The sequence below is a fragment of the Sphingosinicella rhizophila genome (assembly GCF_032378825.1).
Classification (GTDB): Bacteria; Pseudomonadota; Alphaproteobacteria; order Sphingomonadales; family Sphingomonadaceae; genus Allosphingosinicella; species Allosphingosinicella rhizophila.
The window spans coordinates 539,079-553,719 of sequence record NZ_JAVUPU010000001.1; the positions used below are offsets into that span (position 1 = coordinate 539,079).

Consider the following 14,641-nt stretch of genomic DNA (forward strand, 5'->3'; position numbering starts at 1 on the left):
GGGCGCAACGATTCCTCCCTCAGTTCCAGGCCATTCCCTTGAGCGCGCTCAGGTCGAGATTTCCGCCGCTCAATATGCAACCCACCTTGGTGCCGGGAGCCGCTTCGATCAGCCCGTCCAGGATCGCGGCGACAGGGGCCGCGGCGGCCGCCTCAGGAACCAGTTTCAGGCGTTCCATGATCAGGATGACGGTTTCGAAGATGCGCTCTTCGTCCACCAGCACGACGTCGTCGACGAATTCCCTCACGACGTCGAACGTATAATCGCCGACCCGTTTGACGACGAGGCCGTCGATCATCGGGCCGAAGCTGTCGAGGGGCGTCACCTGGCCGGCGTCCAGGCTCCGGCGCATGGCCGGCGACTGCTTGGCTTCCACCCCGATGATGCGAACATCGGGCTTGATGGCCTTGATCGCCATGGCGCAGCCGGCGATCAGGCCGCCACCGCCGATCGGCACGACCACCACGTCCAGATCCGGAACGTCCTCGATCATTTCCAGGCCGACCAGACCCTGGCCGGCGATCAGCTGGGGATCGTCGAAAGGATGGACATAAGTGAGGTTCCTTTCCTTCATGATCTCGAGCGAGCGGGCATAGGCATCGTCCCAGACCTCGCCGTGGATGACGACCTCGGCGCCGTAATCGCGCGTCGCTTCGATCTTGGCGGGCTTGGCGGCCTTGGACATCACCACCACGGCCGGCACCCCATGGATCCGCGCGGCCCTGGCTACCCCCTGGGCATGGTTGCCCGCCGACGATGTTATCAGTCCGCGCGCCTTCGCTTCCTCCGACATGTTGGCCAGTACGTTGAGAGGGCCGCGCACCTTGTAGGAGCCGGCCTTCTGTAAAAGCTCCGCCTTCAGCACGACATCGAAGCCGGTCATCCGGCTCAGCGTTTCCGAGCCGATCGTCGGCGTGCGGTGGACATGCGGCTCGATATGCTTTCTCGCCGCTTGGAAATCCCGAAGTGTAAGAAACGCCATGTCGTCCTCGCTCTTTCTGGTCGGAAATGTCCCGCGCGGCTTGATGCCGGTGTCAGCCCGCCACTGCCCTGCCCTCTGATAGCCGCTTCGGCGCAGGATTCACCTATTATGTCTTCGGGCAGCTATGCGGAGAGAAAGGAATGCGGTCGCCCGCTCGATGCAGCCATAATCCCGATTTCTCGCCGCCCGGATTGCCGTTAAGGACGTGTAATGAGCCTTCCGCCCCTGTTCGACCGCCTCCGCCTTCCGGTGATCGGCGCCCCCCTCTTCATCATCTCCAATCCGGATCTTGTGATCGCGCAGTGCAAGGCGGGAATCGTCGGCTCCTTCCCGGCCCTCAACGCCCGGCCGCAATCGCTGCTCGACGAATGGCTGCACCGGATCACGGAGGAGCTTGCTGCCTGGGACAGGGCCAATCCCGATCGGCCTTCCGCGCCCTTCGCAGTCAATCAGATCGTCCACCGCTCCAACAACCGCATGCAGGAGGATATGGCGACCTGCGCCAAGTGGAAGGTTCCGATCGTCATCACCTCGCTCGGCGCGCTGGTGGAGGTGAACGAGGCGGTTCATGGCTGGGGCGGGATCACCCTCCACGACATCATCAACGATCGCTTCGCACATAAGGCCATCGAAAAGGGCGCGGACGGCCTGATTGCGGTCGCGGCCGGTGCCGGCGGCCATGCCGGACGCCTGTCTCCGTTCGCCTTGATCCATGAGATCAGGCAATGGTTCGACGGACCATTGATCCTGTCCGGCGCCATCGCCAATGGCCGGTCGATCCTGGGGGCGCAGGCCGTGGGCGCCGATCTGGCCTATATCGGATCCGCTTTCATTGCGACTGAAGAAGCACATGCAAGCAGTGAATATAAAAAGGGAATCATCGAAGGACGTGCCGCGGACATCATCTATTCGAACCTGTTCACGGGCGTCCACGGCAATTATCTGCGCCAGTCGATAGAGGCCGCCGGCTATGATCCCGACAATCTGCCGGAAGGCGATATCAGTAGCATGAACTTCGCGTCGGGCGGCGGGAGCGATGCCAAGGTTTGGCGGGACATCTGGGGCTGTGGCCAGGGCATCGGTGAGATAGAGAAGGTGCTGCCCGCGGCGGATTATATCGCCCGGCTCAGCGCGCAATATGAAGAAGCCAAGGCCGAACTGCGCGTCAAAGCGGGCTTTTGATCGATTCGAAACGCTCGCGCCAGACAGACGGTAGCGCAACCGGCCGCCGCCCTTCGCGTCCAACATAGACATGGACGAAATGCCCTTCGGCGGCCGCTTGTTCGCTCCCTTTGGCGAATATGCCTATCCGATACCGGACGCTGGACGTGCCAATATGCTCCACGGCGAGACCAATCTCGACCGGCTCCGGATAGGAGAGCGGCCGAGCGTAGCGGCAGCCTGTCTCGACCACCAGGCCGATCGGATCGCCGGCCGCCACATCGAGCAGGCCCTCATCGATCAGCCAGCCGTTCACGGCCGTGTCGAACCAGCCGTAGTGAACCACGTTGTTCACATGACCATAAGCGTCATTGTCCGCCCAGCGCGTGGTGACGTCACGCCACACCCGATAGATCTCGCGCCCCTTGAACATTTCCCGGTCGGCTCCTCCGCTCACAGCACCGCCTCATAGAGCCGGCGGGCATCCGCTTCGGTGATCGGACGGGGATTGTTGATCAGCAACCGCTCCTGCTTCATCGCTTCGCCGGCCAGCAAAGCGACGTCGCCGGCCCCGATTCCGAGTTCCGCCAGCCTCGAAGGCAGCCCGGTCGAACGGCAGAGAGCCGACATGCGCTCGACGAATGCCTGCGCCTGGGCCTGAGCCCCCAGCGCCTCCAGGGACGGATCCAGCAACCGTCCAAGCTCGGCATAATGGGGCATCGACACCGGCATGTTATGGCCGAGCACCGGCGCAAGCATCATCGCATTGGCAAGGCCGTGCGGCACGTGGAAATGGCCGCCGAGCGGATAGGCAAGTGCATGGACGCCGGCCACCGGAGCGTTGGCGAACGCGACACCGGCAAGGTGCGCGCCAAGCAGCATCCTGCCCCGCCGCTCCAGATCACCGGGTTCGTCCAGGACCGAACCGAGATTCTCCGCCAGCAAACCAAGCGCCTGCCTTGCAAGCAGGTCCGACATCGGATTCTTGAGTCGCGCCGAAGTATAGGCTTCGATGGCGTGGACCATGGCGTCGATCGCCGTCGCCGCCGTGACGGCGCGCGGCAGTCCGGTCGTAAGCGCGGGATCCAGAATGGCCCAATCGGCGATGAGGGCAATACTGCTCACGCCTCGTTTCTCATGCTTTCCGACCGTGATGATCGTCACCGGCGTCGCTTCCGATCCTGTACCGGCCGTCGTCGGGATCAATACCAGCGGCAAACGGACGCCGACCGCCTTGCCGACGCCCCAGAGGGCGTCGAGATCGTCGCCGCTGCCGACCAGATAGGCGGCGAGCTTCGCCACATCCATCGGGCTGCCGCCGCCGAAGCCGACCACCGACGCGCAGCCCTTGCCCATCTGCACCGCCTTCATGAGCGTATCTCGGGACGGGTCGGATTCCACGGCATCGAAAACGGCCGGTGCGATCCCCGCGGCCTGGAGCGAAGCAAGCGCCGTGTCGGCCAGACCCAGATCGCGTATCTGGACATCGGTGACGAACAGGCAGGGTCCCGGCGGCAGAAGTTCGGCTAGGTCCCGACTGGACCCGGCTCCCGCGATCAGCCTCGGACCATAAGAAAATCGATACGACGTCATCGGACCACTCCATTTCGCTCAGTTCCGGCGATGAACCGGCGGCGGAAATTTCAGAAGGAGCGTTCGAGGCGGCTCAGCAGGCCACGGGCAGGGCTCGGATGCGGCGTCGCATCGCTGCTCTCCTCAAGGCGCTGCACCCGCGCATATAGCTCCTGGCTCGCGGTTACGATGGCAAGCGCGGCCTTCGGCAATTGCCCAAGCAGGGCCGGATCGCTTTCCTGGGCATCACCCAGCCGGCGCGCCGGAGTACGCGCCTGAACCGGCGTCAGTTCCCCGGCATGAACGGCCCGCTGGGTCAATAGCCAGGCAATGATGTGCATCAGCCGCGTAGTGACCTTCAGCGATTCGCAGGAAAAGCCGACTCGAACTATCGGATCCAGCCCCTCCCTGTCCTCCCGCCCGTGTCGGTCGAAATAGGCGCGCGCCTCGTCAGCGAGCAGCATCGCCTCCGTATAGAGCGAATCCACCAGTTTGGACGTCAAACGAAGACTGTCGTCCCTTTCCATCGAAACCGTCTGCCACAGAGTGCGGCGCGGGCAAACGGGAAAGAGAGTGAATCCATTTTGGTCAGGCGATGATGTCGGGGATCATCTGGTCTTCCAGCTGCGCGATCTCGTCCTTGAGAAGCAATTTGCGCTTCTTGAGCCGGGCGAGTTGCAGTTGGTCGGACGATGGCGCGAGGCGAAGGGCATCGATCGCCGCATCGAGGTCGCGGTGCAGCATGCGCAGCATCGACAACCGCGAAACGTCCAGCATGTCCTCGCTTGCCGTCATTTGACTCCAGGGCCGCTACTCAACCGCGACGATCTCGGATATACAAGCGGATGTCCCTGAACAACGGACCGTCCTGAATTTCCGGGCGGCCGTCCGATCCGAGGAGACAATGTCGCGATTCGCGGATTATCCATCAGCAACCAACAAAGGAGACGGGAATGCAACAAGCGCATCTTTCGGCACTGGAAACCAGGCACGCTGACATCGAAGCCCGCATCACGGAAGAAAATCAGCGGCCGCTGCCGGATATGACCACCATCTCCCGCCTCAAAAAGGAAAAGCTGAAGGTCAAGGAAGCAATCGCCGGCCTGCATTAACCGGCCGAATTACCGGACTGCAATTCGGCCGCGCCTGCCGGGGCGGCCGGATCGCCCTCTCAATCGTCCCGGGAAATCCGTTCCTGACGCTCGTGACGCTCCTGCGCCTCCACGGTCATGGTTGCGATCGGCCGGGCTTCCAGACGTGCCAGCGAGATCGGCTCGCCGGTCACTTCGCAAAAGCCATATTCACCTTCCTCGATGCGTCGCAGCGCGGCATCGATCTTGGCAATCAGCTTGCGCTGCCGGTCGCGGGTCCGAAGCTCGATCGACCAGTCGGTCTCGCTCGAGGCGCGATCCGTGACATCCGCTTCGCGGATCGGGCCGCTCTTGAGCTGGACCATCGTGTCGCGTGATTCCCGGACGATCTCATCCTTCCAGCTGAGTAGTTTCTGCCGGAAATATGCGAGCTGAACGGGGTTCATGAACTCCTCGTTCGCGGTTGGACGATAAGCGTCCGGTATCGCCCCCATGGTCGCTTGAAACCCTGGATTGTAAATTTCGTTGAGAGCCGTCGCCATAACCCCTCCACTTTTGGCGGAACGGAAACTGCCGGTCCGCCGACTATCGCCACCGCTTCCGATTCGTTCCGGAATTGTCGGTGCCTGCCCCAGGGCGCCCTATACGCATGGTGGAGTAGGAGCACAAGTCACTCTAAAAGCGTTCAAAACCTCCCGCCTTTTCAGCCCCCGTCAGATCGGGGAAACCGGGCATTCGCCAGACCGATTGGATCGGCGGCGATCCAGATCTCGATCCTGTCGAATCGCCGGTCCTTTGATTAACCATGTTCCTGCGCGCAACGGGAAAAGCCTCGTTCACCCCTCCCCGCACTTTGTCTAGAAATGGGACGGAAGCTTTGCCAGGACCCCGATTAGGGCCTCTGAAGGGGCACAATATAGTTAACGCGCTTGCACTTGCGCTTATCTTCGTCATCTGTCGGCTCAGCTGATTTCGGTTGTGGACTATTGATACGGTCCTTCTCCGTCCCGCTTAAAGAGCTTGGAACAGGGTGCTATTATGTCGGTAAGAATGGCCTTGGCAAAATTGTGCGCTTGCACTTGCGGCGGCGCCATCATTGGCGGCGGGGCCGTCCATGTCTCCGAGAACCCGCCCGCGCGACCTGCCATCGTCAAGCAGGCCAAGGCGAAGGTCAGGCCCGCCAAGACCCATCGGCCGCGGGCCAAGGTCCGGCGCATCGCCCGCAACGATTGCGTGGTGAAGGAAGCGGGCACCACGGTGACCACTCGGACCTATGCCTATCCGGCTCCCCTACCGCTCCCGCCTCTACCACCCGCGGAAACGGGCTTCGTCGGTAGCAGCGGCGGCAGCGGCGGCCTCGTCGCGGTCGGTGGCAGCGGGGGCTTCGGATTCGGGGGCGGATTCTTCAGCGGCGCCTTTTTCGGCGGCAGCAGCGGCAACACGATCTTCACTGCCTCGACGTCGACATCGTCCGGCGGCAGCGGCGGCAGCTCCACGAGTACGGGCGGCAGCTCGTCGAGCACGAGCGGCGGTTCCACGAGCACCAGCGGTGGCTCCACATCGACTTCGAGCGGTGGATCGAGCAGTTCATCCTCCTCGTCGAGCAGCGCCAGCAGCGCATCCAGCAGTTCCAGCTCGAGCAGTTCCTCCGGCGGTTCGACCGGCGGCAAGCCACCCAAGCCACCCCATGGCGGATCGAGCAGCTACGGGTCCAGCAGCCATGGATCCAGCAGTCACGGGTCGAGCAGTTACGGCTCCAGCAGCCACGGCTCGAGCAGCCATGGCTCCTCGGGAAGCTCCGGAAGCAGCGGATCCTCGGGAAGCTCGGGCAGCAGCGGTTCTTCGGGCAGCTCCGGCTCCTCGGCGAGCTCAAGTTCCTCGGCAAGCTCCAGCTCGTCGGCCAGCTCCGGTTCGACCAGCAGCTCGACAGGCGGCTCCAGCAGCTTCGGCGGCAGCACGAGCACAAGTGCGAGCACGAGCGCGAGCACCAGCTCCAGTACCAGTTCGTCGACTTCAAGCGGTGGTTCGAGCAGCTCCACCGGCGGCACGAAGGTTCCGGCGCCTCCGATGATCCTCCTCTTCGGAGCGGCGGCTGCTGCCCTGGTGGCGCGTCGCCGGATCGGCAGATCGGAAAGCAGAGTCTGAACGATTGACGTGGAAGCGCTTTACGCTTCCACCGATGACGTGATCCTGGCTCTATGCGATGTCCAGGCTGTCCGCCACGGACAGCCAAAGGCCGCGCTTCCTCCTTGGCGCGGCCTTTTTGTGCCAGATCCCTTTCGCTACTGGGCCATCAGGATTCGTTCGATTTCCTCCACTGGGTGGCCGGTCAGGTCCTTGGCGATCTCTCCCGCCAGCCTCTTCTCGACTTCCTTGTGATAATGTTTGCGCAGTTCCCCGAGCGTTCGCGGCGGTGCGACCACGATCAGGCGGTCATAATCGTTTCTGAGGGCCCTTTGCTTGAGCAGATCGGCCGTTTCCGCCGCGAAGCGATCCTCCTCCAGTTGATGGAAATCCGTTTCCTCATAGGCGCTTCGTCCGCTGCTGGACGAATCGAATGCCCTGCCGGGAGCATCGGTTTTCTGGTTTCGATCTGCCGGATTGTCCTGTTCCCGCTTCCGCTCGACCGCCAGCCTTGGATATTCGCCATCTCCTTCGTTGCGGAAGAACAGCATCTTCTCGCCGTCGGCCACGACCACGAAAGCTTTGTTTGGGATGTGCATCATTTTCTCCTTCTGCCTTCCCGACCAACGCCGCAATCCGGGCGATAGTTGCGGGGCGATCCACTTGCCTCCCACCGATGGCCCCGCCATAGCTTGCGCCGATGCGGATCCTGCTCACCAACGACGACGGCGTGAACGCAACCGGGCTCAAGGTGCTCGAGAAGATCGCGCGTTCGTTTTCCGACGATATCTGGATCGTCGCCCCGACTGAGGAACAGTCAGGGGCCGGCCATTCGCTCACCCTCGCCCAGCCGGTACGCCTTCGCCAGCTTGGCGAGCGGCGCTTCTGCGTCACCGGTACACCGACCGACGCGGTGATGATGGCGATCGCTCACATCATGAAGGATGATCCGCCCGAGCTCGTCCTTTCCGGTGTCAACCGCGGGGCCAATCTGGGCGAGGACGTCACCTATTCGGGAACCGTCTCGGCCGCGATGGAGGGTGCGCTTGCGGGGATCCCGTCGATCGCACTGAGCCAAAGCTATGCACGGGAGGGTATGGGAGACAGCGTCCCCTTCGCCGCCGCGGAAGCATGGGCCGGCGAGGTCCTCGGCCCGTTGCTGGCGGCGCCGATGGAAAGGCGAACATTGGTCAATATCAACTTCCCTGCGCTGGCGCCGGACCAGGTCAAGGGCATTCGCGTAGTCCAGCAGGGGCTACGCGATTATGGGAGGCTTCGGATCGTTCAGCGCACCGACACACGCGGCTATGATTATTTCTGGTTCGGACTCGGTCCGATGATCGAAACGCCGGGCCATTCTACGGACCTCGAAGCGGTGGCAGATGGATATGTGGCGGTCACTCCGCTGCATCTGGACTTGACCCACGGGCCGTCTCTGCCGCGATTGCAGGATCTGTACAACCGATGACTCCGCGCCACCGCGGACCGGATTACGTCACGCTGCGCCGAGAGAGCCCCGTCCCGGTCTGGCTGCAGATCGCCTGGCGCGGTGGCCTGGTGATCGGATTGCTCGCGCTTGCCATCCTCGTCCACTGGTTCGAGCGCGATGGCCTCCGGGATTCGTATGACGGCCATGTCAGCTTCCTGGACGTCATTTATTTCACGATGATCAGCATCACTACCACCGGCTATGGCGACATCGTGCCGATCAGCACCGAGGCACGTCTGTTCGACGCGCTCGTCGTCACGCCGATCAGGATCTTCTTCGTGCTGATCTTCATCGGCACGGCCTATACATTCGTTTTCCGCCGCACATGGGAAAAATGGCGCATGCAGACTATTCAGCGAAATCTATGCGATCACATCATCGTTGCCGGCTTCGGGACCAGCGGATCCGAAGCCGTCGACGAATTGATCACACGGGGTGCACCCCCCGAGCGGATCGTCGTGATCGATCCCAGCGCCGAGGCCCTGGATCGGGCCCATTCGCTGGGGTGCGCCGTCATGGAAGCGGATGCGACGCGTGACAAGACGCTGGAGGCGGTCAGGATCAAGGCGGCCAAGGCCATCATCGTCTCCGCAGGCCGCGACGACACCTCGATTCTGATCACGCTCACGGCCCGCCATCTCTCGCCCGATATTTCGATCAGCATCGCCGTCCGTAACGCAGATAATGAGCTGCTCGCCCGGCAGGCGGGCGCCACCACGGTAATAAACCCGGTCAGTTTCGCCGGGCTGCTGCTGGCGGGTTCTACCCACGGCGCGCACATCTCCGACTATATGGCCGATCTCGCCTCCAGCCACGGACGGGTCCAGCTGGCCGAGCGCGAGGTCGATCCGGAAGAATGCGGCTCCCCGCTTTCGGCGATAGCCAAGGGCCTGGGCGTACGTTTCTATCGGGACGGGCGGCCCTATGGATTCTGGGAGCCGGAGGCCGCCGCACTGAAGCCCGGCGATATCATCGTCGAAATCCTTCCAACCGCCGCGTCCGAACGGGAGCTCGATTGAATAGCGGCCCTGGCCGGTCATGAGCATCGTTCGGAAAGGTCGCAATTGCTCACGGCATGTCAGGCCTCCGGCACCACCGCCAGGCACCCGGTATCGTGCGCCCGCTCGATTTCAGTTTCCGCGGTCCGGACCCTAGGAAAATCCGCACTTTGCCACTATGTGGGCGCCTCTCATGGCAACCATACTCCCCTCCCCGCCCAAGGTCGGCATGGTTTCGCTCGGCTGCCCGAAGGCGCTCGTCGATTCCGAACGGATCCTGACCAAGCTGCGCTCGGACGGCTATCAGCTGAGCGCCGATTACGATGAGGCAGACGTCGTCCTGGTCAACACCTGCGGCTTCCTCGACAGCGCCAAGGAGGAGAGCCTGGCCGCCATCGGCGAAGCGATTGCGGAAAATGGCCGGGTCATCGTCACCGGCTGCATGGGACGCGAAGCCGAGCTGATCCGCGAGCGCTTTCCGGACGTACTCGCCATTTCCGGCCCGCACCAATATGAAGAGGTGGTCGGCGCGGTCCATGTCGCTGCCCCGATCCCGCCATCGGCCTATCTCAACCTGGTGCCCGAAAGCGGCCTGAAGCTGACGCCGCGTCATTATTCGTATCTGAAGATCTCGGAAGGCTGCAACCATCGCTGCAGCTTCTGCATCATACCGTCGATCCGCGGCGATCTCGTCAGCCGCCGCCCCGACGCGATCCTCCGCGAGGCCGAAAAACTGGTCGCGGCCGGCACCCGGGAGTTGCTGGTCATCAGCCAGGACACGTCCGCCTACGGGGTGGACCTTCGCCACGCCGCATGGCCCTGGAAGGGGGCTGAAGTCCGGGCACATATGACCGACCTGGCCCGCGAGCTCGGGAAGCTCGGCGCCTGGGTGCGGCTCCATTATGTCTATCCCTATCCGCACGTGGATCGGGTCATTCCGCTCATGGCGGAGGGTCTCGTCCTCCCCTATCTGGACATTCCATTTCAACATGCCGCGCCATCGGTCCTGAAGGCGATGAAGCGGCCTGCCAACGAAGCGAAGGTCCTCGAACGGATCCGCGGCTGGCGTGAAATCTGTCCAGATATCGCCATCCGTTCCACGTTCGTAGTCGGGTTTCCCGGCGAAACGGAGGCCGATTTCGATTATCTGCTCCAATGGCTCGATGAGGCCCGCCTCGACCGTGTTGGCGCCTTTCGATTCGAACCCGTCCAGGGAGCCGCCGCAAATGACCTGCCGGGCGCGGTGCCCGAGGAACTGAAGGAAGAGCGCTACGCCCGATTGATGGAAAGGACCGCGGCCATTTCAGCCGCAAAGCTCCAGGCGAAGGTCGGAAAGACGCTCGACGTCATCGTCGACCTTGCCGACGGTGCCGGCGGTGCGACCGGACGGTCCAAGGCTGATGCGCCTGAAATCGATGGGGAAGTTCATCTTCGCGACGCCATGGTCCAGCCGGGCGACATCGTCACCGTGCTGATCGAGGAGGCCGACGACCACGATCTTTACGGCGTGCCGGTACAGTGAAGGCCGATCTCAAGACCCTCCTCCAGCCTGACAAGGAACAGCCGGCCACCTTATTGCAACTCGTCGACAAGAACGGCTTTGACGGCTGGCTGGCTGCCCAGCCGGAGCGGATCCGGGAGGCTGTGAACGCCCAGAGCTTCAGGGGCGATGGCTATCAGATGGCCATATTGCCAGGCGAGAAAGCCGATTGGTCGGCGGTGCTCGGGGTCGCCAATGTCGACGCGCTCAGCCCCTGGTGCCTTGCCAAAGCTGCCGAGGTCCTGCCGGAAGGTCTTTACCGGGTCGAGGGCCGAGGCCCCGGCCCCGCCGCCCTCGGCTGGCTGCTTGCCCAATATGGCTTCGATCGCTTCAAGGCGAATCCGGCCCCGAAAGGGCCGCGGACGCTGCTGACCCCAGAGCCCGCGCAGATCGACGAGACGCTCCTGCTCGCCGAAGCGATCACGCTGGTGCGCGACCTCGTCAACCTGCCTGCCAACCATATGGGACCCGCCGATCTGGAGGCCGTCGCCCGCAGCCTTGCAGCCGATTGCGGAGCCGCCGTCACGGTCACGTCCGGCCGAGATCTAGAAAAGGCCTTCCCCCTGATCGCTGCTGTCGGCGCTGCCGCCACAACGGATCGAAGCCCGAGGCTGATCGAGCTCGAATGGGGCAATCCGGCCCATCCGCGTATCGCCTTGGTCGGCAAGGGGGTCTGTTTCGATTCCGGCGGTCTCGATATCAAGAATTCGGCCGGGATGCGGTTGATGAAGAAGGATATGGGCGGTGCCGCACATGTGCTCGGCCTTGCCAGGCTGGTCATGAAGACCCGTCTTCCCGTCAGACTCCACCTCCTCGTTCCGGCCGTCGAAAATGCTGTTTCGGGGGCGGCACTGCGACCTGGCGATGTCGTGAAGAGCCGGAAAGGGATTACCGTCGAAATCGGCAATACCGACGCCGAAGGACGGCTGGTTTTAGCCGATGCCTTGGCCAAGGCGGTTGAGGACAAGGCCGAGCTCATCCTGGATTTCGCGACCCTCACCGGTGCGGCGCGAATTGCCCTGGGACCGGATCTCCCTGCTTTGTTCGCCAATGAGGACGGGCTGGCCGAAGCTTTGGCCGAAGCCGGGAAGGCGCTTTCCGATCCGCTTTGGCCCATGCCCCTGTGGACGGATTATGCGGACATGCTTGCGTCGGACATCGCCGACATCGGCAATGCTGCCGAAGGCGGCATGGCCGGTTCGATCACGGCGGCCCTGTTTCTTCAGAAATTCGTTCCCGAGAACATTCTTTGGGCGCATTTCGATACATTCGCCTGGCGTGCCTCCGCCCGCCCCGGCCGTCCCAAAGGGGGCGACGCCCTGGGTCTTCGCGCCGCCTGGCGCCTGCTGAGCGACCGTTACGCTTTGTCCGATTAAAGGCCTTTTCTGTCCTATTCTCGATAGATAACGAAACGAAAACCGCTTTGACTGGTTGTAGCTCCGTAACGTCATTCATCCGAATTCGGAGTAAAAACAGTGTCAGAGCGCTCGTTGAAGAGCTGGATGCAGACGCTTGTGAGCTATGTGAGATCCGGGCAGCCCGATCTCACCAACCGCCAAATGGCCCTTCTCCTTCTGGTCTATCTCACCCCGGGGCCGCACACCGTCCGTGGCCTCGCGCATCTGCTCGGAGTGTCGAAGCCGGTGATCACGCGCGCCTTGAATACTTTGGGTACGCTCGGCTATCTCCGGCGCGTCCGCGACGAAGCGGATCGCCGCAATGTGTTCGTTGCTAAGACCAATATAGGGCAAGAGTTCCTTGAACGCTTCGAACATAATATCGAACAACAGGAAGGGGCAGGTGAGCGGCCGAGCAGGGAACGAAGCATGCTGTTCCAGCACGGCTGAGCGATTTCAGTTGAGCGGCCCCTCCCTGATCCTGGACCCGCGCATCCATGCCTATCGCAAGGACATTGCCGACATCGCCCTGGCAGGACAGCTTTTCGCGCCCCATTATGCCAGGCCGATGACACGGAGCTGCGGCCTGCTGCCGGCGCCGCTTCGGGCGTCACCCTCTGACACCGCAGAGACGATTTCCGAGCTTCTGCCGGGCGAGGAATTCGCCGTGGTGGACGTTACCGGTCATTGGGCCTGGGGCTATTGTCGGGCCGACCATAAGGTCGGCTATGTCGAGGCGATCGCATTGGCCGACCCCTTCGTCCCCACCCACATCGTGGTGGAAGCGACCGCGCCCGTCGAAGCCTCGATCGATCTGCTTTCCCCTACCATTGCAGCCTTGCCGATGGGTTCGCGCCTTCGCGGAACGGAAAAGGGCGCGATGCTGGCCATCGAGGGAGGCTTTGTGCCCCTCTCCCATCTGCGCCGCATCGACGAACATGAGGATGATCCCGCCGCCATATGCCAAAGACTGCTCGGCGCACCCTATGCCGACGGTGGCCGCACCCTCCACGGCATTGACTGCTCCGGCCTGGTCCAGCTCGCGCTGGCGCTGTGCGGGGTTCCGGCCCCCCGTGACGTCGACCAGCAGCGAACGCTGGGCGATCCGCTTCCCGACGGCGTCTCGCTCGTGCGTGGCGACCTGGTTTTCTGCGAGCAGCATGTCGGCATGATGATCGACGATCGGATGGTGATCCATGTCAGCCCGGTCAGCGGAAAAGTGGCGGTGGAGCCGCTGCGGGATGCGCAGGCCCATTGTCCGCACAAGCTCGACCGCCGGCGGATCCGCACCTGAACGGCCTTCTGTCCTACATCTCCCCCCGCGCGCGGCGGATGGCATACCATTTGGCAACATTGGCATTATGTTCGGACAGGCTGTTGGCGAACACATGTCCGCCAGTGCCGTCGGCGACGAAGTAAAGCGCCTGCGTGTCGGCTGGGTTCAAGACTGCGGCGATCGACTCCCGGCCGGGATTCGCGATCGGTCCGGCCGGCAAGCCCGGCCGCGCATAAGTGTTGTACCCATTGTCGTCGTTCAGTTCGGAACGGCGAATGCGGCGGCCCAGCGGCTTGCCCTTGGTAATCGGATAGATGACGGTCGGATCGGCATCCAGCTTCATGCCCAGTCGGACACGATTGCTATAGACCCCCGCCACCATTCGGCGCTCCGAAGGCTTGCCGGTCTCCTTTTCGACCACCGAGGCAAGAATGATCGCCTCACGCTTGCTCTTGGCGACGCTCTGCGGCTGCCGCTTCGCCCATAAGGCGTCGAGCTCCTTCGTCATCGCGTCCTGCATGCGCTTGAGAACCGCCGCCCGGCTTTCCCCGCGCTGGTATGAATAGCTGTCGGGAAGGACCGACCCCTCCTCCGGCACCGGAACAGTGCCGGCAAGCGTCGGCGCCGCCATCAGCCGCTCGTGGACCATGATCGAAGGCAGGCCTTCCGGGACCGTGATGAAACGCTGCAGCGTCTTGCCGCTTTGAAGAAGAGCAAGAATGTCCGCAGGGCTTGCGCGAGCCGGTATCTCATATTCGCCGGCATGGATCGTACCATCGCCGCCGAAAATCCTCGCCAGGAGAAGAAAATTGTCGGCCGATTCCAGCGCGCCAGCTACCTCGAGCGTCTCCGCGGCCTTCCTGAGGCTGGAGCCCTGCGCAACGACGACCGGGATCGCCTTGTTCGCCGGTCCCGCCGCCTTCCAGCTGCCGATCACCAGGCCGCCGGCGATGAAGGCCGCAAGCGCCAGCAGGAGGACGAAGGCGGCCAGCTTCTTCATCGGTCTCGGCC

Annotated in this window: 18 protein-coding genes; 8 read left to right on the forward strand and 10 right to left on the reverse strand. The window is 63.0% G+C overall.

The features are described 5' to 3' along the window. Window positions 1-19 precede the first annotated feature (19 nt). Window positions 20-982 (reverse strand): threonine ammonia-lyase, encoded by a 963-nt coding sequence (locus RQX22_RS02510; protein ID WP_315723303.1) that lies wholly within the window; start codon window positions 980-982, stop codon window positions 20-22. A gap of 210 nt (window positions 983-1,192) precedes the next feature. Here RQX22_RS02510 and RQX22_RS02515 point away from each other — a divergent pair, with 210 nt between their 5' ends. After that, window positions 1,193-2,164 carry an NAD(P)H-dependent flavin oxidoreductase gene (locus RQX22_RS02515; protein ID WP_315723305.1) on the forward strand — a complete coding sequence of 324 codons (972 nt, stop codon included), beginning with the start codon at window positions 1,193-1,195 and terminating at the stop codon, window positions 2,162-2,164. On the opposite strand, the gene RQX22_RS02520 is transcribed toward RQX22_RS02515, so the two are convergent. From RQX22_RS02520 to RQX22_RS02535, 4 genes are all read right to left on the reverse strand, one after another. Continuing rightward, window positions 2,148-2,600 carry an acyl-CoA thioesterase gene (locus RQX22_RS02520; protein WP_315723307.1) on the reverse strand — a complete coding sequence of 151 codons (453 nt, stop codon included), beginning with the start codon at window positions 2,598-2,600 and terminating at the stop codon, window positions 2,148-2,150. The two genes, RQX22_RS02515 and RQX22_RS02520, sit on opposite strands and share 17 nt — an antisense overlap. After that, entirely contained in the window at window positions 2,597-3,736 is a 1,140-nt protein-coding gene (locus RQX22_RS02525; protein WP_315723309.1) for an iron-containing alcohol dehydrogenase, read from the reverse strand. The genes RQX22_RS02520 and RQX22_RS02525 overlap by 4 nt, the downstream gene beginning before the upstream one ends. A 50-nt stretch (window positions 3,737-3,786) precedes the next feature. Then, a complete protein-coding gene (locus RQX22_RS02530; protein ID WP_315723311.1) occupies window positions 3,787-4,242 on the reverse strand; it encodes a DUF1465 family protein in 456 nt (151 codons plus the stop codon). 61 nt (window positions 4,243-4,303) lie between these two features. Further along, window positions 4,304-4,510 carry a YdcH family protein gene (locus tag RQX22_RS02535; RefSeq protein WP_315723313.1) on the reverse strand — a complete coding sequence of 69 codons (207 nt, stop codon included), beginning with the start codon at window positions 4,508-4,510 and terminating at the stop codon, window positions 4,304-4,306. A 158-nt stretch (window positions 4,511-4,668) separates the two neighbouring features. On the opposite strand from RQX22_RS02535, the gene RQX22_RS02540 reads away from it, so the two are divergent. Beyond that, complete coding sequence (locus tag RQX22_RS02540) at window positions 4,669-4,827, forward strand: DUF465 domain-containing protein (protein ID WP_315723315.1); 159 nt, start codon at window positions 4,669-4,671, stop codon at window positions 4,825-4,827. 59 nt (window positions 4,828-4,886) lie between these two features. Here RQX22_RS02540 and dksA read toward each other — a convergent pair whose 3' ends face one another. The 4 genes from dksA to RQX22_RS02560 all read right to left on the reverse strand — a co-directional run bounded on the left by dksA (window position 4,887) and on the right by RQX22_RS02560 (window position 7,529). Continuing rightward, window positions 4,887-5,348 carry an RNA polymerase-binding protein DksA gene (dksA, locus tag RQX22_RS02545; protein WP_410001584.1) on the reverse strand — a complete coding sequence of 154 codons (462 nt, stop codon included), beginning with the start codon at window positions 5,346-5,348 and terminating at the stop codon, window positions 4,887-4,889. A gap of 735 nt (window positions 5,349-6,083) precedes the next feature. Then, complete coding sequence (locus tag RQX22_RS02550; protein WP_315723316.1) at window positions 6,084-6,485, reverse strand: hypothetical protein; 402 nt, start codon at window positions 6,483-6,485, stop codon at window positions 6,084-6,086. Between the two features lie 69 nt (window positions 6,486-6,554). After that, a complete protein-coding gene (locus tag RQX22_RS02555; protein WP_315723318.1) occupies window positions 6,555-6,854 on the reverse strand; it encodes a hypothetical protein in 300 nt (99 codons plus the stop codon). Between the two features lie 234 nt (window positions 6,855-7,088). Continuing rightward, window positions 7,089-7,529 carry a host attachment family protein gene (locus tag RQX22_RS02560; RefSeq protein ID WP_315723553.1) on the reverse strand — a complete coding sequence of 147 codons (441 nt, stop codon included), beginning with the start codon at window positions 7,527-7,529 and terminating at the stop codon, window positions 7,089-7,091. Between the two features lie 101 nt (window positions 7,530-7,630). Between RQX22_RS02560 and surE the strand changes: the two genes are divergently transcribed. The 6 genes from surE to RQX22_RS02590 all read left to right on the forward strand — a co-directional run bounded on the left by surE (window position 7,631) and on the right by RQX22_RS02590 (window position 13,648). Further along, window positions 7,631-8,398, forward strand: a complete 768-nt coding sequence (gene surE, locus RQX22_RS02565) for a 5'/3'-nucleotidase SurE (protein WP_315723320.1) — start codon at window positions 7,631-7,633, stop codon at window positions 8,396-8,398. Beyond that, window positions 8,395-9,438, forward strand: a complete 1,044-nt coding sequence (locus RQX22_RS02570; protein ID WP_315723322.1) for a potassium channel family protein — start codon at window positions 8,395-8,397, stop codon at window positions 9,436-9,438. The genes surE and RQX22_RS02570 overlap by 4 nt, the downstream gene beginning before the upstream one ends. Window positions 9,439-9,610: 172 nt before the next feature. Next, a complete protein-coding gene (gene rimO, locus RQX22_RS02575) occupies window positions 9,611-10,939 on the forward strand; it encodes a 30S ribosomal protein S12 methylthiotransferase RimO (RefSeq protein ID WP_315723324.1) in 1,329 nt (442 codons plus the stop codon). Next, complete coding sequence (locus RQX22_RS02580; RefSeq protein ID WP_315723326.1) at window positions 10,936-12,333, forward strand: leucyl aminopeptidase family protein; 1,398 nt, start codon at window positions 10,936-10,938, stop codon at window positions 12,331-12,333. The genes rimO and RQX22_RS02580 overlap by 4 nt, the downstream gene beginning before the upstream one ends. Before the next feature lie 126 nt (window positions 12,334-12,459). Continuing rightward, window positions 12,460-12,804, forward strand: coding sequence for a MarR family transcriptional regulator (locus tag RQX22_RS02585; protein WP_315723328.1), 345 nt, complete (start codon window positions 12,460-12,462; stop codon window positions 12,802-12,804). A 10-nt stretch (window positions 12,805-12,814) separates the two neighbouring features. Further along, window positions 12,815-13,648, forward strand: coding sequence for a C40 family peptidase (locus RQX22_RS02590; RefSeq protein WP_315723330.1), 834 nt, complete (start codon window positions 12,815-12,817; stop codon window positions 13,646-13,648). Window positions 13,649-13,661: 13 nt separating this feature from the next. Here RQX22_RS02590 and mltG read toward each other — a convergent pair whose 3' ends face one another. Further along, window positions 13,662-14,630 carry an endolytic transglycosylase MltG gene (gene mltG, locus RQX22_RS02595; RefSeq protein WP_315723332.1) on the reverse strand — a complete coding sequence of 323 codons (969 nt, stop codon included), beginning with the start codon at window positions 14,628-14,630 and terminating at the stop codon, window positions 13,662-13,664. Between the last annotated feature and the right edge of the window lie 11 nt (window positions 14,631-14,641).

Excerpts from the sequence above, each read along its gene's own strand:
- RQX22_RS02510 (WP_315723303.1), bottom strand. The coding sequence starts at position 982 with ATGGCGTTTCTTACACTTCGGGATTTCCAAGCGGCGAGAAAGCATATC.
- RQX22_RS02515 (WP_315723305.1), top strand. The coding sequence starts at position 1,193 with ATGAGCCTTCCGCCCCTGTTCGACCGCCTCCGCCTTCCGGTGATCGGC.
- RQX22_RS02525 (WP_315723309.1), bottom strand. The coding sequence starts at position 3,736 with ATGACGTCGTATCGATTTTCTTATGGTCCGAGGCTGATCGCGGGAGCC.
- RQX22_RS02530 (WP_315723311.1), bottom strand. The coding sequence starts at position 4,242 with ATGGAAAGGGACGACAGTCTTCGTTTGACGTCCAAACTGGTGGATTCG.
- RQX22_RS02535 (WP_315723313.1), bottom strand. The coding sequence starts at position 4,510 with ATGACGGCAAGCGAGGACATGCTGGACGTTTCGCGGTTGTCGATGCTG.
- RQX22_RS02540 (WP_315723315.1), top strand. The coding sequence starts at position 4,669 with ATGCAACAAGCGCATCTTTCGGCACTGGAAACCAGGCACGCTGACATC.
- dksA (WP_410001584.1), bottom strand. The coding sequence starts at position 5,348 with ATGGCGACGGCTCTCAACGAAATTTACAATCCAGGGTTTCAAGCGACC.
- RQX22_RS02560 (WP_315723553.1), bottom strand. The coding sequence starts at position 7,529 with ATGCACATCCCAAACAAAGCTTTCGTGGTCGTGGCCGACGGCGAGAAG.
- surE (WP_315723320.1), top strand. The coding sequence starts at position 7,631 with ATGCGGATCCTGCTCACCAACGACGACGGCGTGAACGCAACCGGGCTC.
- RQX22_RS02570 (WP_315723322.1), top strand. The coding sequence starts at position 8,395 with ATGACTCCGCGCCACCGCGGACCGGATTACGTCACGCTGCGCCGAGAG.
- rimO (WP_315723324.1), top strand. The coding sequence starts at position 9,611 with ATGGCAACCATACTCCCCTCCCCGCCCAAGGTCGGCATGGTTTCGCTC.
- RQX22_RS02585 (WP_315723328.1), top strand. The coding sequence starts at position 12,460 with ATGCAGACGCTTGTGAGCTATGTGAGATCCGGGCAGCCCGATCTCACC.
- mltG (WP_315723332.1), bottom strand. The coding sequence starts at position 14,630 with ATGAAGAAGCTGGCCGCCTTCGTCCTCCTGCTGGCGCTTGCGGCCTTC.